We start from the raw sequence: 26473 nt of genomic DNA, 5'->3' as shown, positions 1-26473 counted from the left end.
CTTTGCAAACTCATTAGAGAACGGAACAATAAGATATAATAGTATAAAATAATATGGCTAACCATAAGTCGGCATTAAAGAGAATCAGAGCGAATAACGCTAAACGTCTTCGTAACAGATATCAGGCGAAAACTACTCGTACTTTTATCAAGAGATTAGAAAACCTTACTGATCAGGCCGAGGCGAAAGAGCTTTACAAGACAGTTTCTTCTATGCTTGACCGTCTTGCCAAGAAAAACATCATCCACAAGAAAAAAGCTGCAAACAACAAGTCTAGACTTGCTAAGTTTGTAAACAGCCTGGCTGCTTAATTTTTGTAGGATTAAGAGTTAAAGAAAGCCTTGCACTTGTGTGCAAGGCTTTTTGTGTTTTCTAAAGTATAGCTTTGTAAGCTTGATGATAAAAAAAAGGCGGCCCGGGCTTCAATACCCAGGCCGCCTTTTGTGGTTTCTAAAAACCAGGCTATGCTATACTCAACTTGATCATGTTGGTGCGCTTGTGTTCGTAAATTGGCATACTGGCCGTGTTTATAAACACATCACCCTTAGACAAGTGGTTGCTGCTTAGCAATGTCTCCTTAATGTCAGAAATGGTGGCATCCGTAGATTCAAACTTGTCGTAATGGAAGCCGCGCACACCCCACACCAGGTTTAGGGTGGTAAGTAGCTTGGAGTTTTCAGTAAAGATAAAAATGTCTGATTTAGGGCGGTGCTTTGCCAACTGAAATGCCGTATACCCTGACTTGGTCATGCCGATAATGGCGCGTGCGTTGGTGTCGCGGGCAAGATTGCAGGCATTAGCCACCAGGCTGTCGCTGAAGAAAGTCTCTGAATGCGGGTTAAGCACATATGTCTTATTAAATATATCAGAGTGCGTCTCAACTGTTTTAATGGTAAGGCTCATACTTCTGATCGTCTCAATAGGGTAGGCCCCCACGGCAGTCTCGGCACTTAGCATCAGGCAGTCTGCGCCGTCAATAACAGCATTGGCAATGTCGTTCGTCTCTGCGCGTGTAGGACGCGGATTCTCGATCATACTTTCCATCATCTGTGTGGCAATGATCACAGGCTTCGAAGCTTTGTTCGCTTTCTCTACCAGCATCTTCTGGATCATCGGCACTTTCTCCATGCCAACTTCCACACCCAGGTCGCCACGCGCTACCATCAGGGCATCGGCTGCGTGAATGATCTCATCGATATTTTTGATGGCTTCCGGCTTCTCGATCTTGGCAATTACACGGGTGTCTTTGCCACGCTCTTTAATAATGCGCTTGATCTCCAGGATGTCTTCAACTTTACGTACAAAAGATAGGGCAACCCACTCTACATCATTGTCGAGACCAAAGTGCAGGTCACGTACATCTTTCTCTGTAAGCGATGGAGCAGATACTTTGGTATCGGGAAGGTTAATACCTTTGCGTGGTTTTACCACACCGCCATACTTTACCTTGGCTTCAATCGCGCAGTCCTTATCAGTGTCTACAACAGTCAGCTCCAGTTTGCCGTCGTCCAGCAGTATGGTGTCTCCTACGTTCACATCTCTTGCCAGTTCGGTGTAGCCTGTAGCAAGGTGGCCAGTGGTGCTGGTAGAGCCATCGCAGATAAGCCTGATCGTCTGGCCCTCTTTTATCTCAACGCCGCCATTTTCTACTTCGCCTATCCTGATCTTGGGACCCTGTAAATCCTGTACCAGGCAAACGTTTGTATTGTGTTGCCTGTTTATCTCGCGCACATGGTTTATAACCTCCTGGTGGGCGGCATATTCGCCATGCGAAAAGTTAAGTCTAAAAGCATCAACGCCCTCCTTGATAAGTGCCAGTAATCTTTCCGGCGAGTTGCAGGCGGGGCCTACGGTAGCAAGAATCTTTGTTTTATTGAATAAAATTTCCATACTTAGAAAAGTAGATTCTCTTTGAATTTTAGTGTGTTAGGATCAAATTTCTTCACATACTGTACCAGCTGAGTTCTGAGAATCCTGTTTATAAACTCTTGTGGATACAGTTGTTGCATAGCGCCTGCTACCTGGATCACGTAATTATACTCTTTGATATCGGGCAGCAGAAACGGTTTTTTCAGTGTTGTGGCTACCAGCGCCTTGTTACGAAGCAGCCTGAAAACATTATGGTCCGTAATGTACTGATAATTTGAAATAATTAAACGGTCTTTTTCGAAAAGATCATAGCAAAGATCTTTTTGCCTGTGCAGCCGCAGGTCAAAGATCTTGTTAAGCGCCCATGCCAGTTTATAGTCCTTTACCGGCGAAACAATGCCGTAAAGGTCAAAGTCATAGTCGTACTCGATATTTAAATGTAATGTTTTCATTCAGTTTGCTGACAGTTTCCAAAAGTAAGAAGCTATCCCAGTAAATGCGAAGGCATCAAGTAAAACTTTTGTTAAATGCCTAATAGCATAAATTTTTTTGACATTGTCTACCTAATTATATTTCTTTGCACAGTGTTTTAATAAACTATAAGAAAAATGTCAGAAATCGCAGAAAAAGTAAAAGCTATCATCATCGATAAGCTTGGTGTTGAAGAGTCAGAGGTTACACCAGAGGCTAGCTTCACTAACGACCTAGGCGCTGACTCACTGGATACAGTTGAGCTTATCATGGAATTCGAAAAAGAATTCAATGTGTCTATTCCAGATGATCAGGCTGAAAATATCTCTACTGTAGGTCAGGCTGTTAGCTACCTGGAAGAGCACGCAAAGTAATTTTGCTTAAACCTATTGTATAAATCTCTACTATCTATCCTCTACTAACAGCTTATGGAGCTTAAGAGAGTTGTAGTTACTGGGCTTGGCGCACTCACGCCAGTTGGTAATACTGTTTCAGAGTACTGGAACGGCTTGATCAATGGCGTGAGTGGCGCAGCGCCTATAACCCGCTTCGACGCGAGTAAATTTAAGACTCAGTTTGCCTGTGAAGTAAAAGGATACGACGCAGAAAAATACTTCGACCGTAAAGAAGCCCGCAAAATGGACTTGTTTACGCAGTTTGCAATGGTTGTGGCCGATGAGGCCGTAAACGATGCACAACTGGTGGAAGGAAGTTATGATCCGGATCGCGTTGGTGTGATCTGGGGTTCTGGTATTGGTGGTTTACGCACGTTCCAGGAGGAATGTGTGAATTTTGCCAACGGCGACGGTACGCCGCGTTTCAACCCGTTCTTCATCCCTAAGATGATCGCTGACATCAGCGCGGGCCACATTTCTATCAAGTATGGTTTCCGTGGACCAAACTTTGTAACCGTTTCTGCCTGCGCGTCAGCCACAAACGCTATCCTCGACTCTTTCAACTATATCCGCTTGGGTATGGCTGATGTGATCGTAACGGGTGGTTCTGAGGCGGCCGTAACAGAAGCTGGTATTGGTGGTTTCAATGCCCTGAAAGCCCTTTCAGAGCGCAACGATTCCCCAGAAACCGCTTCCCGTCCTTTTGATGCAGAGCGTGATGGCTTTGTGTTGGGAGAGGGAGCCGGTGCCCTTATACTGGAGGAGTACGAGCATGCAAAAGCCCGTGGCGCTAAGATCTACGCCGAGATAATCGGTGGCGGTATGTCTGCGGACGCTTACCACATCACTGCTCCGCACCCGGAAGGTTTAGGCGCACTGAACGTAATGAAGAATGCCCTTCGTGATGCAGGAATAAAGCCGGAAGAGGTAGACTACATTAACGTGCACGGTACATCTACTCCACTTGGCGACGTGAGCGAGGTGAAGGCGATCCAGACTGTTTTTGGAGATCATGCCTATAACCTTAACATCAGCTCTACGAAATCGATGACGGGCCACCTGCTGGGTGCTGCCGGTGCGATAGAGGCGATCGCTTCAATTCTTGCTGTAAGGAACAATGTGGTGCCGCCTACCATCAATCATTTTAACGATGATGAGTCCTTTGACCCGAAGCTGAACTTCACGTTTAACAAGGCACAGGAGCGCGACGTTAAGATAGCGCTGAGCAACACATTTGGCTTTGGCGGCCACAATACGTCTGTTTTATTCCGTCAATTTGAGGATTAGTGTTTGGCCCTATTAAACCAGTTCGGCGCGTCTATCATAAGCTTTTTACCAGAGACAAAGAACTAGTACGCGCTATTACTGGTATAATTGGTATTACGCCAGATAACATTCGTCTTTATAAACTCGCTTTAACGCACACTTCGTTTGCGCGGCAAAACGCTGCGGGCAAACACGAAACAAATGAGCGACTCGAGTTTTTAGGCGATGCCATACTTGGCGCTGTTGTGGCGGAGCACCTGTTCAATAAATTCCCGTACGAAGACGAGGGTTTCCTGACAGAGATACGCTCACGGATCGTTAACCGTGAGTCCTTGAATCATATTGCCCTTAAAATCGGTTTGAACCTGCTGGTGAAGGTAGATACCTCTAACTACAGCATGCGTAACAAATCGGTTAACGGCAATGCCCTGGAAGCCTTGGTGGGTGCCGTATACTTAGACAAAGGCTACGACAGAACACGCCATTTCATACTTAAAAAGCTTATCCGGCCACACGTTGACCTGCACAACATTGTGAACACCACGGCCAATTTCAAAAGCAAGCTGATCGAATGGGCCCAGAGCCAGAACAAAGAAATTCGCTTTGAGATAGTGAAGCGCAAACAACAGGGCAACACCACCGAATTTACCTCCGAAGTATACTTAGACGACCAGCCTATTGGTGTAGGCGTTGGCTTATCCAAGAAAAAAGCCGATCAGGCAGCCGCAGAAAAAGGTCTTGCCCATCTTAATATTGGTTAACCGTTGTTGGTTATTGGTTATTGGAATTTGTAGAGACGGGATTTCGTTATTGGTTTTTAGTTATTAGTTGTTCAATTGTAGTGGCGATAAAGCGATAAGCTTCGATTTTCATTTCCGGTTGATTGATCTTCGGACCTGTAGAGACGCAATACCTTGCGTCTTGTTTGTTCCTGAGCATTTAAGTTAAATATTTAACATCTCCACAGCCTCCATAGCGCAAGTGTTTAACGAAGTGCCACTTGTGCTGGTGCATGAGACAAATCTTCAGACTTGCGGAAGTATAAGTCAGAAAAAAGTAAAGCATGGCTCACGGAAGTCTGAAGACTTCCCTCAATGAAAGTCACAAGTCACCGCTGTGCTTAAGACTTGCGCCAGGAAATTTCTATTACTATAGCCGGCAAGACGCAAAGTATTGCGTCTCTACAGGTCCGAAGATCAATCAACCGGAAATGAAAATCGAAGCTTATCGCTTTATCGCCACTACAATTGAACAACTAATAACTAAAAACCAATAACGAAATCCCGTCTCTACAAATTCCAATAACCAATAACCAACAACCAATATCCATCAGCTAACAATTAACAACCAACAATCAACAATTAACTTTAACTTGCCTCCTGATACTTGCGTTATAAAACTCCATGAAAGAAACCAGATTACAGTTGGCGGCTGCTGCGCTCAACCAAACCCCGCTGGATTGGGACAACAACCTGCAGAATATAAAGGACGCCATCACAGAGGCTATTACAAATAAGATTCAGATACTTTTATTGCCAGAGCTTTGCATTACCGGTTACGGCTGCGAAGACATGTTTCTGAGCCCGTGGGTATCAGAGGTGGCATTTGAGAAACTGCTGGAAATAAAAGAGTGGTGCGAGAACATTACGGTGGCCGTTGGCTTACCCGTTTTCCTGGACCGCAAAGTATACAACACTGCTTGCGTTATCAAGAACAAAGAGATTGTGGGCTTCACGGCCAAGCAGTTTCTGGCTAACGACGGCATACATTACGAACCCCGCTGGTTTACGCCTTGGCCTGCAAACGAAGTACAGCAATTTGAGATGTTGGGCCAGACTTATCAGATAGGCGACATTATTTATGAAGAGCAGGGCGTAAAGTATGCCTTTGAGATATGCGAGGATGCCTGGAGACCTAACCGCCCTGCGGAGCGGCATATGCCTAAAGGGGTGCAGCTTATACTTAACCCAAGTGCCAGCCACTTTGCCCTGAGCAAGACCGATGTGCGTTACAGGCTGGTGGTGGATGCCTCTAAAAAGTACCAGTGCGCCTACATGTATGCCAATCTGTTGGGCAACGAGGCCGGACGCGTGATCTATGATGGGGAGGTGCTGATAGCCCAAAACGGTAAGCTGATAAGGAGAAACGAGCTGCTGTGCTATAAGAACGTGGATATGGAGTGCGCAGAAGTTTGCTTCTCAGATAAGCCTGAAATTGCAGAGGTTATAGAATATCTGCCGCCTATCGATGAGAACAAAGAGCTGATAGCTGCCCTTAGTCTGGCCCTGTTCGATTACATGCGCAAAAGCCGCAGCCGTGGTTTTGTGCTTTCCTTGAGTGGGGGCGCAGACTCTTCGCTTTGTGCAGTGGCGGTTGCCGAAATGGTGCGCCGTGGCATTGAGAGTTTAGGATTGCTGGGCTTTGTGGCGAAGCTGCAGATGTTCTCTTTGCGTGATGCGGCTACTATCGAAAGCATGTCTAAGGAGCTGGCACAGAAAGAACTCGTAAACCGACTGCTCACCTGCGCTTACCAAGGCACTGTGAATTCATCGGATGATACTTATAACTCAGCTAAAGGGCTAGCCGAAAGTATAGGCGCTAAGTTTTACGACTGGACCATTGACGATGAGGTGCGTGGTTATACTTCCAAGATTGAAGCCGCCCTGCAGCGTCCGCTTACCTGGGAGCAGGATGATATTACCTTGCAGAACATTCAGGCAAGGGTACGTGCCCCCGGCATCTGGATGCTGGCTAACATACAGAATGCGCTACTCATGGCCACTTCAAACCGCAGCGAGGCATCAGTAGGGTACACGACCATGGATGGCGACACTGCCGGAAGTATCTCTCCGATTGCGGGCATTGACAAAGCCTTTATCCGTCAGTTTTTGATTTGGGCACAACAGGAATTAGGCTATGAGGGCCTGCAATACGTAAACAACCTGCAGCCAACAGCAGAACTCAGGCCTTCGTCGGAAGCACAAACGGATGAAAAAGACCTGATGCCTTACCCGGTGCTGAACCAGATCGAGCGACTAGCATTCCATGACCGTTACTCACCTAAGGAGGTATTTGATATACTAAATGAGCAGAACATCGCCGAGCCGGAAGTGTTGCAGACCTGGATCACGAAGTTTTATAGCCTATGGTCCAGGAACCAATGGAAACGTGAGCGCTTTGCACCGTCCTTCCACCTGGATGATTATAACGTTGACCCGCGCAGCTGGCTTCGTTTCCCGATTCTAAGTGGTGGTTTTAAAGAAGAACTCTCCAAAATGAAAAGCTAAAGTATAAAGGCGTTGCCCATAAAGCAGCGCCTTTATACTTTTTAGTAGTCACCAAATTTTCGCTTCAGGTGCTCGTTGGTTAAAAGTATACTCAGCATGAAAAGTATGAGCATAAAACCAAGCGGAACCAATATGCTTGCCAGCATGGGTAACAAGTAATAGCAGGCCAGACCGATAAGCATAGACAGAAAGCCGATCCCAAGTATTAACCTGGTATAATACCGGTTGCCTTCCTGCCAGTTTTTCTGGTCGCGCATGGAGTAGTGGGTCCGGAATCCCCATATCCAATTTATGCGCTTTGGGGGCCAGGTATAAAGTATAAACCCTATCAGGAGCACCAGCAGGCCCGGTAACACATGGAGGAATAACAACATTATTTTACAGTCATACTTGTCTGTGAATAGCGGTATCGGGTGATACCGTTTTTTACATACCCGATTTATTGTAACTTTGGCTACATGAGCATCACCCTAATGAATTTACTGAACTATATCACCTGGAACGTAGATCCGGAGATATTCAGCATCGGCCCTTTAAGTGTTCGCTGGTACGGCTTGCTGTTTGCTTTTGCCTTTATTTTCGGTCAGCGGATTCTAACTAAAATATACGTAGCCGAAGGCCGCACCGAAGGCGACGTAGACGTGATCACCTTGTACATGATCGTTGGTACGGTAATAGGTGCACGCCTGGGCCATACCTTGTTTTACTCACCAGAGTATTACCTGAGCAACCCGATCGAGATCCTAAAGATATGGGAAGGTGGCCTTGCCAGCCATGGCGCCACCATTGGTATACTTCTCGCGCTGTGGCTGTTTAGCCGCAAGCAAAAGTTCGACTACATGTGGGTACTGGACCGTATCGTGATCGTAGTGGCCTTAGGTGGAGCTTTGATACGATTGGGTAATCTGATGAACTCCGAGATCATAGGCCACCAAACCACCGTGCCGTGGGCTTTCCTGTTCGAGCGTTTAGGTGAGAACCCGACCGTGCCACGCCACCCGACACAGCTTTACGAATCGATCAGTGTATTCCTGTTATTTGTGCTGCTGTACTGGCTTTGGAAGAAGTATAAAGCGGCTTTGCCAAAAGGCCTGCTGTTCGGTATTTTTGTTACAGCGCTCTTCACGTTCCGCTTCTTTGTGGAGTTCCTGAAAGAGGACCAGGTGGAGAAGGAGGCGACCATGGTATTGAATATCGGGCAGCTTCTGAGCATTCCGCTGATACTGGCCGGCCTGATCATACTTTTTATGGTATGGCGCAACCCTAAGCCGGCGTTTCCAGGCGGCCGACTGGAAGAAAGCTCTAAGGCATAAAAATTACAAATATGAAAAAGCCTCTTAATCGGTTTCGGTTGAGAGGCTTTTGTGTTTACAGGGTGTAGCGGTACAAGTTGCCACCCTCACTCGTGATGATCAAGTTTTGGTTATTCTCGAAAGCCACGCCCTCCGTTTGTCCGGCATCTTTTAACCTTATCTGCTTATACTTTCCTTCATAAAAAGAGGCTGCAGAAGTATAATCCGTGAACAGGTGCAGCTTGCCTTCGCTTAACAGCACTACTGTTTTTGCATCCGGGCTGATGGCAGCGCCGGTAACCATCGTGTTCAGGCTGTGCTGCCCGATCAGTTTTGCTTCGTAATTTCCTGGCTCGTCGGGGAGTCGGTATACTTTAGCGGTAGTTTCTGAGCCTCTGTCTTTTGAAACAAGGTATAAATCGCCCTTATACCAGAATATAGCCTCGCAGTCAAAGTTACGGTCCTCGCGTTTTGGCGGGTACTCGGTTTGGTCTTCGTAGGTAAAGCGAATCGCCTGGGGTTTATCCGGGTCATTCAGGTTGATCTTGTAAATGGCCAGTTCACGGCGCCTGTTGTCGTTATTGCCAGTGTCGGCAATGTAAATGTTACCTTCATCGTCATGTGCCAGGTCTTCCCAGTCTACGTTGGGTAACCTTAGCTTTATCACCTCCTCAATCTCGGCCTTTGAATTGATCTTGTAAAGGTATGGCCTGTTGCCCGCATCGTTGTGGGTAAGGTATTGGCCGCTCGCACCTATCGCCTCGACACCGGAACTTTCGTTTATCTCACCGGGCAAAGGTGCCAGCCTCACAAATCTTTCGGTAATAGGTTTTGGCTCTACAGCTGGTACTGGGTTAAACAACGTAGGGCTAAAAAAGTATAGCATTGTCGCGATTGCCACCACAAATACAATCAAGACTTTAATCATAAGCTTCATAAGTTAAAAAACACAGACTAGGTGCAGTTACTAAACTAAACGAGAAGTTTTAACAGACGTTAAAACATTTATGCAGCAATTTTTCAGTATAACATCACGCAATTTATAAATCCCGGCTAGCTCCATGACAATCAATAAAATAAAAGAAACGTGCCTGTACGTAGCCAACCTTGAAAAAAGCAAGGCCTTTTACCATGGTAAAATGGGCTTTGAGGTGATTGGGGAAGTTAAAGACCGTCATGTTTTTTTCAGGGCAGGGGAGTCGGTGTTGCTTTGCTTTATTGCCGAAGCCTCTAAACAGGGTGGTACTTTGCCGCCACATTTTGGCTCCGGACAATTGCACCTGGCCTTTGAAGTCAGCAAAGCAGATTACCCCGCTTACAAACAAAAGGTTAAAGACTCTGGAATTGCGATTGAGCAGGAGTATGACTGGGGAGGTGGCTATCTGTCGTTTTATTTCCGCGACCCGGACAAGCATTTACTAGAGGTTGTGATGGAAGGAATGTGGGAGAGAAGCTAACCAACTTATACCTGAGTATGAAAACAAAGAGCCCCGGATCTCTCCAGGGCTCTTTCAGTTTGGAAGGGTAATTTTCAGTTTGGAAGGGTAATTACTTTAGTCGGGCCTGTACTTCTTCCACAATACCGCCGTAGCGTTTTAGCAACCTGCCCCAGTCCTCAAACATCTGATCTTCTTTTACACTTGTTATGCCATCGGCACGTTGGCTTACAATTTTTACCATATAAGTGAGGTCATTGGCATTGCCACCGCTGCTCACGATCATTCTTGTTCTAATGGTGCTCAGGCCATCGAAACTTTGCACTTGCCAGGCTGTGGTTAAGTAGCCAGTGTCGAAATCTACTGTCTCCAACACGTCAAAATTCTTTGTGATCACCGAGCTTAGTACACGCCACGCCGTTTCGCGGTCTATGGTTTTGTTCACCGGCACCGTTATGCGCACATTTGCCATGTCCGTGGATATGGAAGAATTATAGGCTCCGTCTGCAACCATTTCTACAAATTCTGTTAGAGGCGGCTCCTGCATATTAGGCTGGTTGCAATAGCTTTTCACATATTTAAGGAAGCCATCTTTTACTACCCTTACCTCCACACAAGCGTTTTTAGGCACCTTTAAGTCATACTTGCCAACACCCAATACTTTGCCGGCAACCTCAATGTTAGCATCTGCAGGTGCAGTGGTAATTTTTACCAGCCTGTCTTCGAGGGCGGCCCTGAACCTTACCGGGGGCACCGGATCGGTGGCTGGCTTGTTACAGAAAACCTGGGCCACATCGGCAAAGCCCTCCCTGTGCACGTTTACGGTAACGCATTCCCCGGCGGGTACTGTCACATCTGTAGTGCCTCTGCCTTTTGTCGCCCCGTTTATAGATACAGTGGCATCGGCTGGGAACACTTCCAGGCGTACTTGCCTGTCTTTCAACTCAAAAAAGTCTTTAACTGGAGGTACTTCACGGTCGGGGGAGTTGTAGTATACTTTGGAGACAGGTGCGTAGCCAGCTTTTTTAAGCTCCAGTGTCAGGAACTTGCCTTTGCCGACGATCAGGTTAATTCTTTTGGAGCCTACCATTCGGCCATCCACATAGATCTCGGCATCATAAGGCTCCACGCTTATATCTACCATGCGGTTTTCCAGGTCTACTTTCTGCTCCTTGTCCCATTTTACGGTTTTAGGGTATTCTTTTATCAAGGGTTCATATCCTTCCTTAACCACTTTAATTCTGTTTCTGGAGTTTTTGTCGAGTTTCAGTTCAATGCTTCCAACACCCAGTTCGGCAACTTCGGTGTTGTCAGTGTCTCTGAGCAGGAAGAATTTGGCATCGGGGTGGTTGGCGGAGATGTTGATTTTACTTTGTGCAAAAACAGCGCCTGCTACGAAGTATAGGCAAATAAGCGCGTATAGCTTTTTTCGCATAACTATAAGGGGTTAAGGTTACTAAGAAATATATTATAATTATGGTACTTACGCTGTAAAATATATTAATGTTTTAATTATAATATATAGCTATTATGCGGTGAATGTGATTGAAGCTTTTGATTATGTGGCGATTGAAGACAATATGCAGCAACTAACGCTGTTTGGCTTTAGACCCTAGAGTATGGTAAATGATTAAGCTCTGCTTAACCGGCGGGCAGGGAAAAATTAGAAGTGCGAAGTACTTTAAGGCGGCTTAAGGTTTAGTGAACTTTGCTATTAGTTTATCGTGGGCGGGGAATTTTGCGGTAAGCTCTTGCCTGGTGGGCAGCTCAAAATCTTCGAAACTGAAACCCGGCGATACGGTGCACCCCACCAGTGAATAATCGTTCTGAAGTATGACTTCGGCAGCAAACCAGTGGCCTCCCGGCACAACAAGCTGAGGCACTTCCCCTGCGGCAAGATTGCGCCCAATGATGAAAGTAGTATGTTCACCTGTTTCTGAAAGGGTATGTAGCCGGATCGGGGAGCCATCGTAGAAATGCCAGATCTCGTCTTGTTTTATCCGATGAAAAGCGGAGAAACTATCGGAAGTAAGCAGAAAATAAATGCAGGTAGCATAATTTCTGGATCCCTTGTAAGCGGGATCCAGGCTATCAGGCATAATGGTTCCCTGGCTTCGATAAGTCTCTCTGAAATAACCACCTTCAGGGTGTGGCTCTAAATTCAAGGCTTTAATTATTTCTTCAGATCGGTTCATAGGTGGAGGGAGGTAACGGTCTGGTTTCTTAGTATGGAAGGGTGTAAGCTATACTTTGTGGGGTGCTTTAGTTTTTAGTTAATACAATGGCAGCAAGTATAAAACAGTTAATCAGGTTTACCCAAGATAGTGCTACTACATACTTTTTATACTTCTGAAGGCTCTTGTCATTACAGTTTACTGGTTTTATTAGTATGAAAGGAAAGTATACTATCATTTTTGTAAAGAAATAGCTAAAAGGATTAATGTAGAAGTCAATAAAGCTTATATCCAGATTGTTTGCTGCTTTGAACAACTTAAAGTGGTAATACGCTTTCAACATAATTCCCACGCTAAGAATTAAACCGATAAGTACAGCTGTATATCCAGCAAAATCATCTATGTACATCCTATTAATTACCTATTGCACCTAACGGACTGGTACATAAAGCGAGCAAGGCTTAGCCGAAGCTTGGCTTATGTGCAGGGTTAGCAACTGTAATTTTACAACTTATATAAAAGTAGATAGTAAATGGGGGTGAATAGTAATGCTGCAACTAAAAAGTTAAGAATTGCATAGCCAACCGTTAATTTTTGAACTAAAGCCAAGCCCTTAATTAAACGTACTAGAATCCATATAGCTAACACACCAGCTATGAGCTTAAGTACACTCAAAAATAACGCAAGAGTTATCTTATTTTCTTGGATAAAATTACTCTCAAAATAGTATGCTATTATCACCTGTATAATTATTATAGCAACAGAATAAAGGTGTGGCCAATAAGCCCAAGTAAAAGTATTCAAGATAGCTTTATAAGAACCATCTGCCTTAAACAACCTGCCAGTAATCTTAATGAGATAGCATATTATAAAGTTAGATACACACCCATATAGAAAGCCCAAAATTACTAGCGATATTATAAGTGGTGGTAAATCAGCTTCCCAGTTAAGAAAATAATCCTGCTTTAAGGTAAAATAAGAGAATACACCCTGTAACGTAAAAAACCAAATCGTCTTTCCCCAGCGAACTTTCTCTTGACGTGCTCCTTCAATTGCTAAACTTGAGTTGTTCAAAGCTTGATCCATTTATTAATTAAATATTTTTGCTAACGGGCTGTACATAAAGCGAGCAAGGTATAGCCGCAGCTTGGTTTAGGTACCGTGTTATAGCCAGTTTTTATTTACCAGTCGCCAAAAATGCGATACCAATTATTTCCAATCTTCCAGTTTTCCTTCGGGTTCTGTGTGATTTTTTCTTCTATTCTCTTTATTTCAACAGGATTGTCAGTATATACAAAGTATATAGAAGGTGAATCGAAGAAATTTCTAAAAACCCAAAATTGTACAGTCGTTTTTCCATTCTCTTTGCTTCTGAATATCCCAATGTCGTTACCACCGTTAGAGACAACAGGGAATTCAAATGGTAGTTCACACACCCAACCGTTCCAACTCACATTCGGGTTTAGCTCTTTCTCGATTACCTGCCTTACAATATCTGTCCGTTTATTATAAAGCAATAACCAATCAGCTTTTTCTATAACAAGGTCTGGAATTGACCTAAAAAATGTCAATAGAAAAAGACCTGTAAACACTATAGTTTTTGTTAGTCTAAGCCTTGTAATGTTTTTTCTTTCCTTTATTAGTCCTACGAGTTGGGTGATAGAAACTATCAGAAGCGTTAGTGAGAGTCCCAACCAAATAAAGGGCAAGAAGAAAAATGGCATATAGTAATAGTTCATGAGCGTAATAAGCACCCATATTATTTCTGTCCATGCAAGACCTTTTCTTGTCACAATTTCTGTCTTTAAATTAGCTATAACTACTAGCTAGTAGGAGTACCTACTCCTACTAGCTGCACTATATGAATAGTCATTCAGGTGCTAGTTACAAGTATAAATATAGCTAAAATACATTACAGCTGTGCATCTATAAGCTGCAGTGTTTCAGGATGCAAAGTATGGCCTCCTTCGAAAGTATAGATGTGCGGTTTGATGCCTAGTTGTGTCATCAGGTTTTGCTTCTGGGCAAGGGCTTCAGGTGTAATGAATTCATCCTGAGTGCCGTAGACCATGGCCACAGGCAGGTTGGAAAAGGCTGTCTGGCCTGTTGTAAAGTCTATGTCTTCGGGGAAGGAGGCGGCCCAAAGTATTAGCCTGTGTACGGGTACGTTTTCGGTAGCAAGCCAGCGGCTTACGGTAGCGCCACCCTGCGAAAAACCCAGCACTGTAACGCGCACATTATCGGGTAGCTGTTTTAGCTGTTCGTGCAGCAGCAGGTTAAGGTAAGCAGCCTGGTCCCTGATCTCGCTGAGGCGGTCTTCTTTGGTCATCCAGGTTGCCCCAACACGACCAGAAAAACCATCCAGGTAAAACCTGGAAAGGGCCTCAGGTGCCACCACCACTGTTTTGCCATTATCCAGCACCTGGAAATGCCGCAGAAAGTAACGGGCCAGTTGCCCATAGCCATGGCACACGATCCAAAGGTCCTGAATATACTCAGAAGGTTTTCCTAAAGTATAAAATCGCGCGGTGCGGGGTACGGTCAGGCTGTGCTCATTCATAACGGTAAAGTTAACTGAATTAAGCGTCAATTATGCTTGCTTTTGCAGTACTCAGTAACTGCCAGTGTCCTAAATTCTGGAATTTGATTTATGGAATGCTGCAAGGTGTTACACCCCCATGCCGTCAAGTTAAGAGCTATGTAAAGCTTTTGCTCTTCTGCTCTTCGGGATTTGTAATCCCGAAGTTTATACTATTAGGATCTGTAATCCGACTTATCATCGGTATCGCTATAGCAAGGTTAGAGGAATGAAAGCGGATTACAAATCCTGATAGCAGCCTGCTTTCGGATTGCAAATCCGAAAGAGCATTTAATTTAACTTGATAGCATTTCCCCTACTCCCTTATTTGTAGAAAGCCCGAACTCCCAAGGGGGACATTTGTGCATGTAGGAATGTAACCTAAATAAAAGGAAGCATCTGCAGCTGTAAAATTCCCCTCCTTGGAGCTAATCTTGTAAGGGAAAATAATCATTTATTTTCATTTAGTTGAATACCGCCAGTTTGAGCAAAGCGGTAACAGGTGGTTTGTTTTGGCAGCCAGTATTTAACAGGCGTACTTATACTTTCGCCAGTTACAAACTGGCCTCATGGTAAGCCACAAGTTGCGCTGACGCTAAACTTGCGGCATTATTAATCTTTCCCTATAAGATTAGCCTTGGAGGAGTTAGGGGTAGGTTAATCGTAAAGAGATACCGTAATTGATAATTCCAACTACAGGCTTTCGCGGTTAAACTGGAAAGGCAGCAAATCAGCTACTGAGCGGAAGCGGTAGAACTTGCCATCCGGAGCCTGCAACAATACTGGGATCGCCTCGCCCTGCTTGTATTCATACTCTGCCATTACCTGACGACAGGCACCGCATGGCATGGCAGCTAAAAACGCTTTGTCCTCGCGGCGGCGGGCTGTTACGGCCAGTAATTTAATTTTTTCGTTTGGGTGATGTGCGCTAAAGGCAAACAAGGCAGTACGCTCAGCACAAAGCCCTGATGGATAAGCGGCATTCTCCTGGTTGCTTCCTTTAAACATGGTGCCGTCTTCCAGCACCAGGGCAGCGCCCACTAAAAAGTTAGAATACGGAGCGTAAGCATCGCTGGCAGCCTGTTGGGCTAAGTCCATCGCCTTGCGTTCCTGTTCGGTTAGTTCAGTTGGTTCCAGCACGTCAATGCTGATATTTATATTCAGTTCACTTGCCATTTCTTAGTGAATAGGTCCAAAAAGTAGAAAAGGGCTATAAATTTAAGGTAATATTCTGAGAAAACCATATTTATCATTTGCCTTATGTCGGGTTATTTTTAAATTAAGGCGAAACAAGACTGCCACTATGAAAAAAATACTGCTGCTTGGGGCTGGCCGCTCTGCCTCCTCGTTGATCACATACTTACTTAGCAACGCACCTGCCGAGAACTGGCAAATCACCATCGGCGACATCACGGTAACCCACTTGCGAACAGTTTTGGAGAGTTACAGCTTTGCTACAGCTATCGTTTTTGACGTACATGTTGCGGCGCAACGTGCAGCAGAGGTTGGCAAAGCAGACTTAGTTATCTCCCTTTTACCGGCAGTTTTCCATATCGAGGTTGCAAAAGAATGCCTGAAACAACATAAAAACCTGATCACTGCAAGCTATGTTTCACCGGCTTTTCTGGAGCTGCACCAGGAGGCGCAAGAAAAAGGACTCACTTTTCTGATGGAGTCGGGCCTGGACCCAGGCATAGACCACATGTCGGCTATGGCGATTATCCGTAGAATTAAAGCGGAGGGCGGCAAGCTTACCTCGTTCAAATCGTTTACCGGTGGCCTCGTAGCCCCCGAATCCGATACAAACCCCTGGCATTACAAGTTTACCTGGAACCCCAGAAACGTAGTGCTAGCTGGGCAAGGAACTGCCAAGTATATCAAGAACGGGGCTTATAAGTATATTCCGTACCACCAGCTTTTTACCCGCACCGATGAGTTTTATGTAGAGGGCTATGGCCACTTCGAGGGTTATGCCAACCGCGACTCCCTGAGCTACCGTGAACCCTATGGCCTGCAGGACATCCCAACCATGCTGCGTGGCACCCTGCGCCGCCCCGGCTACTGCGCCGCCTGGAACGTGTTCGTGCAACTGGGCCTAACCGACGACAGCTATACTTTAGATAACTCCGAAAATATGACGTACCGCAGCTACCTGGAGGCTTTTCTGCCGCCAGTTGCCAAGGGCCAAAGTATAGAAGAGTGCCTGAGTTTATACTTGGGTATTCCATCAGATGGGGAGATAATGCAAAAGTTGTCGTGGCTTGATTTGTTTGAAGATACTCAGGTTAATTTGGCCGGTGCTACGCCTGCGCAGGTACTGGAGAAAATACTGAAAGAAAAATGGACCCTGAGCCCCGGCGATAAAGACATGATCGTGATGCAGCACTTGTTTGAATATGAGTTGAACGGCGAAAAACGCGAGATAACATCGTCGTTGGTAGCGCTTGGAGAGGATGAAGTGCAGACTGCCATGGCTAAAACTGTAGGATTGCCCGTGGGTATACTTGCCAAACTTATGCTGCAGGATAGAGTTACGCATCGTGGTGTAGTGATCCCGATTTACCCAGAGCTGTATGAGCCGGTACTGGAGGAGTTGAAGGCGTATGGGATTGATTTTGTGGAGGAGGAGAGGGTTTTAGTAGGGTAGCGGTTTTTTATATCTTTTCAAGTTTGCTGTATTCCTCAGTTTTACTTGCCTATCGTTTCATCTCTAGCTTTGGTGCCCTCAAGGCCGGGAGGCCTCGCCTTTGCGCATCGCGCTGTCTATTGAAGCTGCTCCTCGCTCCGCTGCGGGCTGCTGAGCAAGCTCAGCACCGCAACAATAGAAGGCGCTCAACGCAAAGGCTGGGATTGACACTGCTTAGCTAGCGGCTGTCGCAATTGGAAAGGAAGTATAAAATACGATTTGTAGGGACAGGTCGTGACCTGTCCGAGGAATAGCCGAAGCTATGAATTTTATACTTTGGCTAAAGCAATGGCAAAAAATTCCCCTCCTGTTTTTAGGAGGGGCCGGGGGAGGTAACTCCCCTCTTGCAGACTAGCCAAAACGAGCGTTTTGAGCTAGCGAGCGTAGCTCTGAGGGGTGTGTTAAACGTTCACAGTCATGAAAGAGAGGCGATTTAGGCAACTCGCCCAGCACCCAACCTAAGCGAGTCCGGAGACTCGCACACACTTGGCGGCACCAGTTGGATACTGGCGCCAAGGGGTGCTTCTTAAATACCCTAAAAAATCAAATAATACTCCTTCAGCAACTGCACAAACTCAGAAGTATAAGTTATACCGTCAGCTTCTCTAATGGCGATGCTGCTTTTGGTGGGTAGGGCAGTGGGTTGGAAAGTATAGGTTTGATTATGCCGGATGCACTTGCCGTTTACTTTGGTATATACCTCCAGACTATGCGCTAAGTATAAACCGTTCTTACTTGCCAACTTCTGAAATAGTGCAGCCTCTGGTGGGGGCAACAGCAAGTATAACTTTCCGGTGCTGGTTAAATGCTTTTGAGTAAACCGTAAAATCTCCCCGAAAAAAGCCTCCTCCACATGTCGGGCTGCGTTAATGGCTGCATCCGGTGACTTAAGCGACGACACAAAGAACGGCGGATTGGAAAGTATAACGTCGTAATTCTGTTGGTTGTGCTTAGCAAACTCCTGAAGAGACTCCGGGTGCAAGTGCAGTCTTTCTGCCCAGGGGCTGTCTGCAAAATTCTGAGTGGCCTGTTGCTGCGCTTGCGGGTTAATTTCTACAGCATCTATACTTGCCTCACTGCGCTGAGCCACCATCAGCGAAAGCAAGCCGGTACCAGCCCCGATGTCAAGTATATGCTCAGCGTTGGCTACATCCACCACAGCCCCGAAAAGGCACGAATCCGTGCACACTTTCATGGCGCATTTGTCCTGCTCTACCCTGAACTGCTTAAACTGGAAGTATGAGTTAGCCAAAGTTTAATTTTGAATGAGTGAATGAGCGAATGAGTGAATCTGGACTTAAAAAACTGAAAACATTAGTTCTCAACTCGTAACTCGGAATTCGGAACTAGTAACTCTTAAAGCGAGTTGTACATTCCTGACTCAAAGCCCTCGTCGATGAGCAGGTTATGGGAGAGGGCGCTGGCTACGGCCAGCTGGTCGCAGCGTTCGTTTTCGGGGTGGCCGGCATGACCGCGTATCCACACAAATTTTACCTTGTGGTTTTTGTACACCCGTAAAAACCTGGTCCAGAGGTCGGCGTTGGCTTTGCCTTTAAAGCCTTTCTTCTGCCAGCCAAACACCCAGCCTTTCTCCACGGCATCCACAACATACTTTGAGTCGGAGTAAATAGTAACCGGTATGCCGGGTTTTGTGATTGCCTCCAGGCCCACGATCACTGCCAGCAGCTCCATGCGGTTATTGGTGGTTTTTCTAAACCCCTGGGCTATTTCTTTTTCGTGTTGCCTCCAGCGCAGAATTGTGCCAAAGCCTCCCGGCCCCGGGTTTCCACGTGAAGCACCATCGGTAAATAGTTCGATCATATTTAATTGTTAGATGGCTAAATTGTTAAATTGTTGATCTGCATTTGTGAAAACAACAATTTAACCATTCAGCAATTTAGCCATCAAAATTACAAATTAGTCTTAAACAGCTTAATGGCGATGGCCAGAAGTATAATGCCGAACACCTTGCGCAGAACGTTGGCGCCGTCTTTACCCAGTTTACGCTCAATCCAGCTGGAGGCTTTTAAAACGATGTATACAAAAACCAGGTTGATCACGATGCCCACCAGCACGTTTGGCAGCGAGTATGCCGCACGCAAAGAGAGCAGGGTAGTCATGGTGCCGGCGCCTACAATAAGCGGGAACGCCAGCGGAACAATGGAGCCGCTCTTGGTTTCGGGGTCGCTGTGAAAAAAGTCCTTGCCCAGGATCATCTCCAACCCGATCAGGAAAATGATAATGGCACCTGCCATAGCAAACGACTGAAAATCAATGCCAAAAAGCTTAAGTATAGACTGCCCCAGGAAAAGGAAAGCGATCATCAGAATACCGGAAATGATCGTGGCCTTCTCAGACTCAATTTTGCCTTCGCGCTTGCGCAGGTCTATAATAATAGGGATAGAACCCAGAATATCGATAACGGCAAACAGCGTAAGCGTAACAGAGGCTATCTCTTTTAAGCTGAACATGATTTTTTAATTGTTGAATTGTTGATTGTTGAATTGTTTGTTCCTGATAACTACAAAGCTAAGTATAGAAAACCGCAATTGCAGCCATCAACCATTTAGCCATTAAGCAATTCAGCAATGTAATTATGCATAATAGTGCAGAAAGAAGCGCTTGAGTTCTTCGTATTCCTCGTCGAGGATGGCAGGGAAGTTGGCTATACGGAAGGTGCTGCGGGCCCAAGGGCCATACCCGTTGCCTAGCCTGATGTTATGGTGCAGGGCGCGTTTCTTGATATCGTCGACCAGGCGCTCAGGAGCTTCGATGGTAATGACTGTTTTGGAGCGCACTTCCTCGTTATCCACTAATAGCTTGAAATCAGTGAACTGGCTGAAGAAAGTATAAAGATCCTCTGCCCGGTCCGATAGCTGCTGATCAATGGTTTTGATGAATTCACGGTCCTCGAGCATGCGCTTGAGCAGGTAAATGTTAAGCACATTGGGCGTATGGGTAGTCTGGTAGTTCAGCATCTTCTCGTACATAAACACCAGGCTGTTGTAATGACCGCGTTCGTTCATTTGCTTTGCCCTGAAGATAGCCCTCGGTGAGCATGCCATAATACCCAAACCGGCTGGCAATCCAAAGCATTTCTGCACAGAGGCATACCAGATGTCGGCTTTTATCAGTTTCAGGTTCAGGCCGGCCATCGATGATGTGGCATCCACGGCAATTAGGGTGTCGCGGTATTTGTTGTGCAGGTTAAGTATGGTAGTAGCGGTAACCTGCGTGCCGTTAGAAGTTTCGTTCTGTGTAAAGCAGATCAACTCAGTGTCTGAGCTGATGTTCAGGGCGTCAACAGGTATCGGCTCGTTTACATCAAACTTAAAACCTTCGGACTTGGGGCGCAGGCTTTTGGCGTACTGGCACCATTTCTCCCCGAAAGAGCCATTGTAAATATGAAAGCTTTTATGCTTGGTCAGGCTTTGGACCAGGATCTCCCAGCACTCGGTGGCCGATGAAGTGAAAAAGATGTAATAATCCTGGGGGATGTTGAGCTTTCGTTTTATAGAGCCAACCACTGCCCTCGAAAGCTGTACAAACTGCTCGCCTCTATGGGGCGTACTCAAAATGCCTTCTTCATACGCATCCTGCAAATAGGTGCGTACCTCATCGTATACTTTTGAAGGCCCTGGATAGAAGTTAAGCATGGAGGGAATCTATGAAAAATATAGCAATTATACTATGCTTTGTACAAAAAGTTGGCTTAGTCTTAACGATAGTTTAAACTTTAATTATACATTAAAGCCTATTTGTTTTGGTTTGAGCCGCTCAAAGTATTGTAAAGCAAGGCGATAGCTTTCCAGTCCGAAGCCAACAATTACGCCCTCGCAATAGGGGGCCAGCATACTTTTGTGGCGGAAGGCCTCGCGTTTGTACACATTAGAGATGTGCACCTCCACCACCGGGGTATCGATGGCTTTAATGGCATCCGACAAAGCCGCTGAAGTATGGGTATAAGCACCGGCGTTCAGCACAATTCCCTTATAACAGAAACCCACCTCATGCAGCTTGTCAATTAACGTACCCTCGTTGTTAGACTGAAAATAGCTTAGCTCCAGTGCCGGAAAGGCCGTTTTTAACTCCTCAAAGTAGTCTTCAAAAGAGCGGCTTCCATAAACTGCCTTTTCGCGGATACCCAACAGGTTCAGGTTCGGGCCATTCAAGATCAATATTTTCATAGAGCGGTAAATTGATTTTAAGGTGATTTTCCGTTAAGACAAAGGTAAGGATTAACTATATTTGCTTTACATAATAATTGTTGAATTGTTGGAAGGTTAAACTGTTGATTCGGTTTTTATAAATCCCAGTTTAACTTTTAAATCTCAACTCATAACTTTTAACTCTCAAAATGAATTGGGTCATCACAACTAAGCAATTCGGCGAGTATCTTAAACTGGAGAAATCACTCTCTAAACACTCCGTGGAGGCATACCTGCGCGATGTGTCCAAGCTTACCGATTTCCTGGATGTGAAAGGCCTGAAGGTGTCTCCGCAACAGGTTACCCCGGCACAGATACGGGATTTTCTGGAGTGGGTGGCAGAACTTGGCATGACACCGCACTCGCAGGCACGCACCTTGTCAGGCATCAGGGCTTTTTATAAGTTCATGATCATGGAGGATATGTTGCAGACAGACCCCACCGATACTGTTGAAGCCCCCAAGCTGAGCCGCAAACTGCCAGATACCCTGAACTTCCATGAAATAGAGCAACTACTGAACGCCATTGACATGTCTACGCCGGAGGGTACGCGCAACCGTGCCATGCTGGAAACGCTTTATAGTTCGGGTTTGCGTGTATCAGAATTGCTGGACCTGCGCCTGAGCAACTTGTATGAGGACATGGGCTTTCTGAAAGTGGCCGGTAAAGGAGACAAAGAACGCCTGGTGCCGATCGGGCGTGATGCTTTAAAGCACATTAAGCTCTACAAAGAGGGTGTGCGCTGCCACCTCAACATCAAGAAAGGCCACGAAGACATCATTTTCCTGAATCGCCGCGGTGCCCGGATGACGCGTGTGATGGTATTCACCATTATCAAAGACCTGGCAGCCAAAGCCGGTATCCAGAAAACGGTGAGCCCCCATACGTTCCGGCATTCTTTTGCCACGCACTTAATTGAGGGTGGTGCCGACTTAAGAGCCGTGCAGGAAATGCTCGGCCACGAGTCCATCACCACCACAGAAATCTATACCCACCTGGACCGGGATTACCTGAAACAGGTGATCAAGGACTATCATCCGAGAAGTTAGGTTTAGTATTCCAGCATCAGTGCATCATCCCCCTACCCCCTTCAAAGGGATGGGGTATAAATGTACTATCTGCCGCGAGTTTTCAACTCGTGGTTGTCTATGACAGTGAGCTTTTAGCTCATTTTAGCCAGAAGCAGACCTAATGCAGGCTTTTGCAAGCTGAAAGCTTGCCTCAAGCAGAGCCACAAGTTGAAAACTTGCGGCAGATTAGAAGAGAACTGAAAAAGTCCCCCCTTTGAAGGGGGTAGGGGGATGACAATTACCCTCGGCAAGCTGTTGCGATAAACCCTATTACAGCTAGAAACCTTTCAGATCTATACTTTCAGTCTCAACCAGTTCAACCCGCTTGCCCATTTTCTTCTGGATTATCTTAAAGTGGTGTTGGTCTTCGGGGGTGATAAGCGAAACGGCCTCGCCGGTGGCACCTGCGCGACCTGTGCGGCCAATGCGGTGGATGTAGTCTTTGGGTGAGCGGGGCAGGTCGTAGTTTACCACGTGTGGCAACTGCTCAATGTCTATTCCGCGTGAGGCCAGGTCGGTGGCTACCAGCACACGAAGCTTCCCAGATTTGAATTGTTGCAGGGCCGAAGTGCGTGCGCCCTGGCTTTTTTTACTGTGCATGGCCGCTGCCTGTATGCCATTCTTATTTAGCTTGTCTACCAGGTTATCTGCTGTGCGCGTAGAGGATACAAATACCAAAACCTGCTGCCAGTCGCCTTGCTTTATCAGGTAGCGAAGGAAAGGCCCTTTCTTCTCGGGAGTTATGTTGTATGCTACCTGGTTAATCTGCTCCGGGCTTATACTTTGGGCTTCAATTTCAATTGTGATCGGGTTGTGTAGTAGTGCCTCATTTATGCTTTGCACATCGTTGCTAAGCGTGGCCGAGAAAAGTATACTTTGGCGTTTGGAAGGCAGCAAAGCAAAGATCTTGTCCATCTCTTCTTTAAAGCCAAGGTTCAGCATTTTGTCGGCCTCGTCCAGCACCAGTACCTCTACTTTCCCCAAGTGCACAGCTTTCGAGTTTATCAAATCGAGTAGGCGGCCCGGGGTGGCTACCAGTACATCGGTGCCTTGCAACTGCATCATCTGCGGGTTTATACTTACACCTCCGTAAACCGCCAGCGTCTTTACTTTTCGCGGCAAGCCAACCGAGAAAGTATGAAATACCTCTTTTACCTGTTCTGCCAGTTCGCGTGTGGGTACTAAAACCAATACCTTTACAAACCTGTTACGGCTCTGCTCGGCCTGTTGCAATCTCTCCAGAATAGGTAGCGCAAATGCGGCCGTTTTGCCAGATCCCGTTTGTGCAATTCCCAAAACATCCTTGCCTTTTAGTATAGCTGGTATAGCAAGCTCCTGAATTGCATGGGGTTGCTCGTATTGCTGAGTTGCGATATTTTTTAAAAGTGGGGCAGATAATCCGAGTTTGGAAAATGACATGGTGCGCTATGTATTAAATTGGAGCAATGGGTTTTACTTTTCGTAAGCCATAAGTATTGCTGCTTGCACAAAGGTATAGCTTTATACTTTCGTTCTATGTGCTGGCTAACATATCCGTTTAAATATTGTAGGCGTATCTCCGGAGTACAGGTATAGTTTAAGTATTACAATCAAACATCCTCACCCCAAAAAAACTAAGGTATGGCCGAGGCACATGATACAGGTAAGTTATTGGGAATAAGCAAAGATTTTTTGCCGGAGTTTGTTTACGGTGGCATCGATGGATCCATAACCACTTTTGCGGTAGTGGCTGGGGCAACCGGCGCCAACCTTGATATTCCGGTGGTAATCATACTTGGGTTTGCCAACCTGATTGCCGACGGTTTTTCCATGTCGGTTGGCAATTTCTTCTCTGCCAAAGCCAGCGCCGATAGCTACGAGAAAAACAAGAACATTGAGTACTGGGAGATAGAGAACAAACGGGAAAGCGAGGTGGAGGAGATACGGGATATTTACCGCAATAAGGGCTTTAAAGGCGAGTTGCTGGAACAGGTAGTAGAGGTTATCACATCGGACAGGGAGGTATGGGTGGAAACCATGATGAAAGAAGAGCTTGAAATGACCAAAGACCGAAAATCGCCCTACCAGACCGCAGGCGTTACCTTTTTCTCTTTTCTGCTCGTGGGATTTATACCGTTGGCTGCTTACGTATATGCCCTACTCTTCGAAACCAATAAAGACCAGTTGTTTATTTATGCCTGCGTACTTACCGGTGCCGCCTTTTGCCTGATCGGGGTGCTTAAAAGTATAATTAACCAGAAGAATGCCATTAGGGGTATCGCCGAGACATTGTTCTTAGGGGGAATCGCTGCTGTTTTGGCTTATTATGTGGGCGCAGTTTTAGAGAACTTGTTTAAGTAACTCAGGTTGCGAACCTGGCAAATACAAATTTGTGGACTAATTGAAGTCTTAACCCAAAAGAAGGCAAAGTGTATAAAATAGGCCTAAATTCTATGTACATTAAATTATGAGCTTATATTTGTAAGCAGCAATACAAACCCTAAACCCGCTGCCGTGTATAAAAGCCTGCTCCGCCCACTGCTGTTCCAGCTAGACCCTGAAAAAGTACATTACCTTACTGCCGATGCCGTTAAATTCGGTTACAAGCTGCCGCTGGTAGAAAGTATAACCCAGAGCATGTTTCGGGTGCAGGACCCACGTCTGGAGCGGGAATTGTTTGGGCTGAAGTTCCCGAACCCGGTTGGCCTGGCTGCCGGATTTGATAAGGATGCCAAACTGATAGATGAGTTCGCCAGTTTTGGATTCGGGTTTACAGAGATCGGTACGCTTACACCAAAGCCACAGCCCGGCAACGAAAAGCCCCGCTTGTTCCGCTTGCCAAAGGATAAAGCCATCATCAACCGCATGGGTTTTAATAACGAGGGTGTGGATGCAGCGGTAAGAAGGCTGGAGAAGCGAAAAAGCAATATCATTGTAGGAGGCAACATCGGTAAAAATAAGGTAACGCCAAACGAAGAAGCCACTAACGACTACCTGTACTGCTTCAAGGCTTTGTTTGATGTAGTGGATTACTTTGTGGTAAATGTAAGCTCTCCAAACACACCTGACCTCAGGGCGCTTCAGGATAAAGAGCCGCTACAAAGGTTATTGCTGACACTGCAGGAGGAAAACAGTAAGCATGCCAAGCCAAAGCCGCTTCTCCTCAAAATTGCCCCAGACCTTAACCTGAACCAGCTCAACGATATCATCGAGATAGCCAATGAAGCAAAACTGAGCGGGATCATCGCCACCAATACCACCATTAGCCGCGAAGGGCTTCATACTTCCCCTGAAACCATATCCCAGATAGGCATGGGAGGACTCAGCGGCAAACCACTCACACAACATTCTACCCAAATTGTAAGGCACCTGCGCACCTTCCTGCCCAAAGAAATCAAACTGATAGGTGTAGGCGGTATTATGACTGCTGAGGATGCGGTTGAGAAAATGCAGGCCGGCGCAGACCTGGTACAGTTATACACTGGCTTCATCTACGAAGGCCCATCCCTGATCACGCGCATTAATAAGAAGTTGTTAGTTGCTGGTTGATCGTTATTAGTTGTTGGGATTTGTAGAGACGCAATATTTTGCGTCTTGTTACCAACGGAGCAATAAATCCTGCTGTTCGTTGGAGTAATATTTTAACGATTAGCAATTAGTAGCCTATAGCCTTGTAGCAGGCAAGACGCAAAATATTGCGTCTCTGCATGCACGAATAACCGATAACGGACAACGAATAACGAAATCAACCGCCCAGTAGCC

At 46.0% G+C, this 26473-nt stretch carries 27 protein-coding genes; 11 read left to right on the top strand and 16 right to left on the bottom strand.

Features of this window, described 5'->3' with window-relative positions; genetic code table 11:
- Positions 1-53: 53 nt before the first annotated feature.
- Entirely contained in the window at positions 54-311 is a 258-nt protein-coding gene (gene rpsT / locus AC4BAP_RS03565; RefSeq protein WP_490581247.1) for a 30S ribosomal protein S20, read from the top strand.
- A 151-nt stretch (positions 312-462) separates the two neighbouring features.
- Here the strand turns inward: rpsT and pyk are convergent, their stop codons facing one another.
- Together pyk and AC4BAP_RS03555 are read right to left on the bottom strand one after the other, a co-directional pair.
- A complete protein-coding gene (gene pyk, locus AC4BAP_RS03560) occupies positions 463-1890 on the bottom strand; it encodes a pyruvate kinase (protein ID WP_490581246.1) in 1428 nt (475 codons plus the stop codon).
- A gap of 2 nt (positions 1891-1892) precedes the next feature.
- Entirely contained in the window at positions 1893-2321 is a 429-nt protein-coding gene (locus tag AC4BAP_RS03555) for an IPExxxVDY family protein (RefSeq protein WP_490581245.1), read from the bottom strand.
- 156 nt (positions 2322-2477) lie between these two features.
- Here AC4BAP_RS03555 and AC4BAP_RS03550 point away from each other — a divergent pair, with 156 nt between their 5' ends.
- From AC4BAP_RS03550 to nadE, 4 genes are all read left to right on the top strand, one after another.
- Positions 2478-2714 carry an acyl carrier protein gene (locus tag AC4BAP_RS03550; protein WP_025609494.1) on the top strand — a complete coding sequence of 79 codons (237 nt, stop codon included), beginning with the start codon at positions 2478-2480 and terminating at the stop codon, positions 2712-2714.
- A gap of 54 nt (positions 2715-2768) precedes the next feature.
- Positions 2769-4022, top strand: a complete 1254-nt coding sequence (fabF, locus tag AC4BAP_RS03545) for a beta-ketoacyl-ACP synthase II (RefSeq protein WP_490581244.1) — start codon at positions 2769-2771, stop codon at positions 4020-4022.
- On the top strand, positions 4022-4762 hold the full coding sequence (gene rnc / locus AC4BAP_RS03540) for a ribonuclease III (RefSeq protein WP_490581243.1): 741 nt from the start codon (positions 4022-4024) through the stop codon (positions 4760-4762). Before fabF ends, rnc begins: the two co-directional genes overlap by 1 nt.
- A gap of 642 nt (positions 4763-5404) precedes the next feature.
- Complete coding sequence (gene nadE / locus AC4BAP_RS03535; protein ID WP_490581242.1) at positions 5405-7288, top strand: NAD(+) synthase; 1884 nt, start codon at positions 5405-5407, stop codon at positions 7286-7288.
- Positions 7289-7329: 41 nt separating this feature from the next.
- On the opposite strand, the gene AC4BAP_RS03530 is transcribed toward nadE, so the two are convergent.
- Positions 7330-7662, bottom strand: a complete 333-nt coding sequence (locus AC4BAP_RS03530) for an SdpI family protein (RefSeq protein ID WP_490581241.1) — start codon at positions 7660-7662, stop codon at positions 7330-7332.
- 99 nt (positions 7663-7761) lie between these two features.
- On the opposite strand from AC4BAP_RS03530, the gene lgt reads away from it, so the two are divergent.
- Positions 7762-8601, top strand: a complete 840-nt coding sequence (gene lgt / locus AC4BAP_RS03525; protein ID WP_490581622.1) for a prolipoprotein diacylglyceryl transferase — start codon at positions 7762-7764, stop codon at positions 8599-8601.
- Positions 8602-8656: 55 nt separating this feature from the next.
- Here the strand turns inward: lgt and AC4BAP_RS03520 are convergent, their stop codons facing one another.
- Entirely contained in the window at positions 8657-9508 is an 852-nt protein-coding gene (locus AC4BAP_RS03520; protein ID WP_490581240.1) for a hypothetical protein, read from the bottom strand.
- Between the two features lie 133 nt (positions 9509-9641).
- Here AC4BAP_RS03520 and AC4BAP_RS03515 point away from each other — a divergent pair, with 133 nt between their 5' ends.
- Complete coding sequence (locus AC4BAP_RS03515; protein ID WP_490581239.1) at positions 9642-10037, top strand: VOC family protein; 396 nt, start codon at positions 9642-9644, stop codon at positions 10035-10037.
- Between the two features lie 91 nt (positions 10038-10128).
- Here AC4BAP_RS03515 and AC4BAP_RS03510 read toward each other — a convergent pair whose 3' ends face one another.
- From AC4BAP_RS03510 to cdd, 6 genes are all read right to left on the bottom strand, one after another.
- A complete protein-coding gene (locus AC4BAP_RS03510) occupies positions 10129-11451 on the bottom strand; it encodes a peptidase associated/transthyretin-like domain-containing protein (protein ID WP_490581238.1) in 1323 nt (440 codons plus the stop codon).
- Positions 11452-11707: 256 nt separating this feature from the next.
- A complete protein-coding gene (locus AC4BAP_RS03505) occupies positions 11708-12211 on the bottom strand; it encodes a cupin domain-containing protein (RefSeq protein WP_490581237.1) in 504 nt (167 codons plus the stop codon).
- 483 nt (positions 12212-12694) lie between these two features.
- The gene (locus tag AC4BAP_RS03500; protein WP_490581236.1) at positions 12695-13276 is read right to left on the bottom strand and encodes a hypothetical protein; all 582 of its coding nucleotides are present in this window, start codon (positions 13274-13276) and stop codon (positions 12695-12697) included.
- A gap of 95 nt (positions 13277-13371) precedes the next feature.
- Positions 13372-13914: a hypothetical protein gene (locus tag AC4BAP_RS03495; RefSeq protein ID WP_490581235.1), complete on the bottom strand. Its 543-nt coding sequence runs from the start codon at positions 13912-13914 to the stop codon at positions 13372-13374.
- Positions 13915-14102: 188 nt separating this feature from the next.
- Positions 14103-14750: an alpha/beta hydrolase gene (locus tag AC4BAP_RS03490; RefSeq protein WP_490581234.1), complete on the bottom strand. Its 648-nt coding sequence runs from the start codon at positions 14748-14750 to the stop codon at positions 14103-14105.
- 711 nt (positions 14751-15461) lie between these two features.
- A complete protein-coding gene (gene cdd / locus AC4BAP_RS03485) occupies positions 15462-15944 on the bottom strand; it encodes a cytidine deaminase (RefSeq protein ID WP_490581233.1) in 483 nt (160 codons plus the stop codon).
- A gap of 127 nt (positions 15945-16071) precedes the next feature.
- Here cdd and AC4BAP_RS03480 point away from each other — a divergent pair, with 127 nt between their 5' ends.
- Positions 16072-17415 carry a saccharopine dehydrogenase family protein gene (locus tag AC4BAP_RS03480; RefSeq protein WP_490581232.1) on the top strand — a complete coding sequence of 448 codons (1344 nt, stop codon included), beginning with the start codon at positions 16072-16074 and terminating at the stop codon, positions 17413-17415.
- A 574-nt stretch (positions 17416-17989) separates the two neighbouring features.
- On the opposite strand, the gene AC4BAP_RS03475 is transcribed toward AC4BAP_RS03480, so the two are convergent.
- From AC4BAP_RS03475 to aroQ, 5 genes are all read right to left on the bottom strand, one after another.
- On the bottom strand, positions 17990-18706 hold the full coding sequence (locus tag AC4BAP_RS03475; RefSeq protein WP_490581231.1) for a tRNA1(Val) (adenine(37)-N6)-methyltransferase: 717 nt from the start codon (positions 18704-18706) through the stop codon (positions 17990-17992).
- A 104-nt stretch (positions 18707-18810) separates the two neighbouring features.
- Positions 18811-19275, bottom strand: a complete 465-nt coding sequence (gene rnhA, locus AC4BAP_RS03470) for a ribonuclease HI (protein ID WP_490581230.1) — start codon at positions 19273-19275, stop codon at positions 18811-18813.
- An 89-nt stretch (positions 19276-19364) separates the two neighbouring features.
- A complete protein-coding gene (locus tag AC4BAP_RS03465) occupies positions 19365-19925 on the bottom strand; it encodes a MarC family protein (RefSeq protein WP_490581229.1) in 561 nt (186 codons plus the stop codon).
- 123 nt (positions 19926-20048) lie between these two features.
- Positions 20049-21110 carry an aminotransferase class V-fold PLP-dependent enzyme gene (locus tag AC4BAP_RS03460; RefSeq protein ID WP_490581228.1) on the bottom strand — a complete coding sequence of 354 codons (1062 nt, stop codon included), beginning with the start codon at positions 21108-21110 and terminating at the stop codon, positions 20049-20051.
- A gap of 84 nt (positions 21111-21194) precedes the next feature.
- A complete protein-coding gene (aroQ, locus tag AC4BAP_RS03455) occupies positions 21195-21641 on the bottom strand; it encodes a type II 3-dehydroquinate dehydratase (protein WP_490581227.1) in 447 nt (148 codons plus the stop codon).
- Between the two features lie 170 nt (positions 21642-21811).
- Here aroQ and xerD point away from each other — a divergent pair, with 170 nt between their 5' ends.
- Positions 21812-22711 (top strand): site-specific tyrosine recombinase XerD, encoded by a 900-nt coding sequence (gene xerD, locus AC4BAP_RS03450; RefSeq protein WP_490581226.1) that lies wholly within the window; start codon positions 21812-21814, stop codon positions 22709-22711.
- A gap of 297 nt (positions 22712-23008) precedes the next feature.
- Here xerD and AC4BAP_RS03445 read toward each other — a convergent pair whose 3' ends face one another.
- On the bottom strand, positions 23009-24151 hold the full coding sequence (locus AC4BAP_RS03445; protein WP_490581225.1) for a DEAD/DEAH box helicase: 1143 nt from the start codon (positions 24149-24151) through the stop codon (positions 23009-23011).
- 201 nt (positions 24152-24352) lie between these two features.
- Between AC4BAP_RS03445 and AC4BAP_RS03440 the strand changes: the two genes are divergently transcribed.
- Together AC4BAP_RS03440 and AC4BAP_RS03435 are read left to right on the top strand one after the other, a co-directional pair.
- On the top strand, positions 24353-25072 hold the full coding sequence (locus AC4BAP_RS03440; RefSeq protein ID WP_490581224.1) for a VIT1/CCC1 transporter family protein: 720 nt from the start codon (positions 24353-24355) through the stop codon (positions 25070-25072).
- A 153-nt stretch (positions 25073-25225) separates the two neighbouring features.
- A complete protein-coding gene (locus AC4BAP_RS03435; RefSeq protein WP_490581223.1) occupies positions 25226-26260 on the top strand; it encodes a quinone-dependent dihydroorotate dehydrogenase in 1035 nt (344 codons plus the stop codon).
- The last annotated feature ends 213 nt before the right edge of the window (positions 26261-26473 follow it).

The sequence above is a fragment of the Pontibacter sp. GD7 genome (genome assembly GCF_058216375.1).
The sequence above is the reverse complement of the archived record's forward strand: the minus strand, read 5'-3'. Positions and strand labels throughout refer to the sequence as shown.

Coding starts and splice junctions, on each gene's coding strand:
- AC4BAP_RS03445 (WP_490581225.1), bottom strand. CDS start 24,151: ATGTCATTTTCCAAACTCGGATTATCTGCCCCACTTTTAAAAAATATC.
- AC4BAP_RS03520 (WP_490581240.1), bottom strand. CDS start 9,508: ATGATTAAAGTCTTGATTGTATTTGTGGTGGCAATCGCGACAATGCTA.
- AC4BAP_RS03490 (WP_490581234.1), bottom strand. CDS start 14,750: ATGAATGAGCACAGCCTGACCGTACCCCGCACCGCGCGATTTTATACT.
- AC4BAP_RS03460 (WP_490581228.1), bottom strand. CDS start 21,110: ATGCTTAACTTCTATCCAGGGCCTTCAAAAGTATACGATGAGGTACGC.
- AC4BAP_RS03440 (WP_490581224.1), top strand. CDS start 24,353: ATGGCCGAGGCACATGATACAGGTAAGTTATTGGGAATAAGCAAAGAT.
- AC4BAP_RS03550 (WP_025609494.1), top strand. CDS start 2,478: ATGTCAGAAATCGCAGAAAAAGTAAAAGCTATCATCATCGATAAGCTT.
- AC4BAP_RS03555 (WP_490581245.1), bottom strand. CDS start 2,321: ATGAAAACATTACATTTAAATATCGAGTACGACTATGACTTTGACCTT.
- AC4BAP_RS03495 (WP_490581235.1), bottom strand. CDS start 13,914: ATGCCATTTTTCTTCTTGCCCTTTATTTGGTTGGGACTCTCACTAACG.
- xerD (WP_490581226.1), top strand. CDS start 21,812: ATGAATTGGGTCATCACAACTAAGCAATTCGGCGAGTATCTTAAACTG.
- AC4BAP_RS03505 (WP_490581237.1), bottom strand. CDS start 12,211: ATGAACCGATCTGAAGAAATAATTAAAGCCTTGAATTTAGAGCCACAC.
- fabF (WP_490581244.1), top strand. CDS start 2,769: ATGGAGCTTAAGAGAGTTGTAGTTACTGGGCTTGGCGCACTCACGCCA.
- pyk (WP_490581246.1), bottom strand. CDS start 1,890: ATGGAAATTTTATTCAATAAAACAAAGATTCTTGCTACCGTAGGCCCC.
- AC4BAP_RS03500 (WP_490581236.1), bottom strand. CDS start 13,276: ATGGATCAAGCTTTGAACAACTCAAGTTTAGCAATTGAAGGAGCACGT.
- AC4BAP_RS03480 (WP_490581232.1), top strand. CDS start 16,072: ATGAAAAAAATACTGCTGCTTGGGGCTGGCCGCTCTGCCTCCTCGTTG.
- rpsT (WP_490581247.1), top strand. CDS start 54: ATGGCTAACCATAAGTCGGCATTAAAGAGAATCAGAGCGAATAACGCT.
- lgt (WP_490581622.1), top strand. CDS start 7,762: ATGAATTTACTGAACTATATCACCTGGAACGTAGATCCGGAGATATTC.
- AC4BAP_RS03515 (WP_490581239.1), top strand. CDS start 9,642: ATGACAATCAATAAAATAAAAGAAACGTGCCTGTACGTAGCCAACCTT.
- cdd (WP_490581233.1), bottom strand. CDS start 15,944: ATGGCAAGTGAACTGAATATAAATATCAGCATTGACGTGCTGGAACCA.
- nadE (WP_490581242.1), top strand. CDS start 5,405: ATGAAAGAAACCAGATTACAGTTGGCGGCTGCTGCGCTCAACCAAACC.
- AC4BAP_RS03465 (WP_490581229.1), bottom strand. CDS start 19,925: ATGTTCAGCTTAAAAGAGATAGCCTCTGTTACGCTTACGCTGTTTGCC.
- AC4BAP_RS03530 (WP_490581241.1), bottom strand. CDS start 7,662: ATGTTGTTATTCCTCCATGTGTTACCGGGCCTGCTGGTGCTCCTGATA.
- aroQ (WP_490581227.1), bottom strand. CDS start 21,641: ATGAAAATATTGATCTTGAATGGCCCGAACCTGAACCTGTTGGGTATC.
- AC4BAP_RS03510 (WP_490581238.1), bottom strand. CDS start 11,451: ATGCGAAAAAAGCTATACGCGCTTATTTGCCTATACTTCGTAGCAGGC.
- rnhA (WP_490581230.1), bottom strand. CDS start 19,275: ATGATCGAACTATTTACCGATGGTGCTTCACGTGGAAACCCGGGGCCG.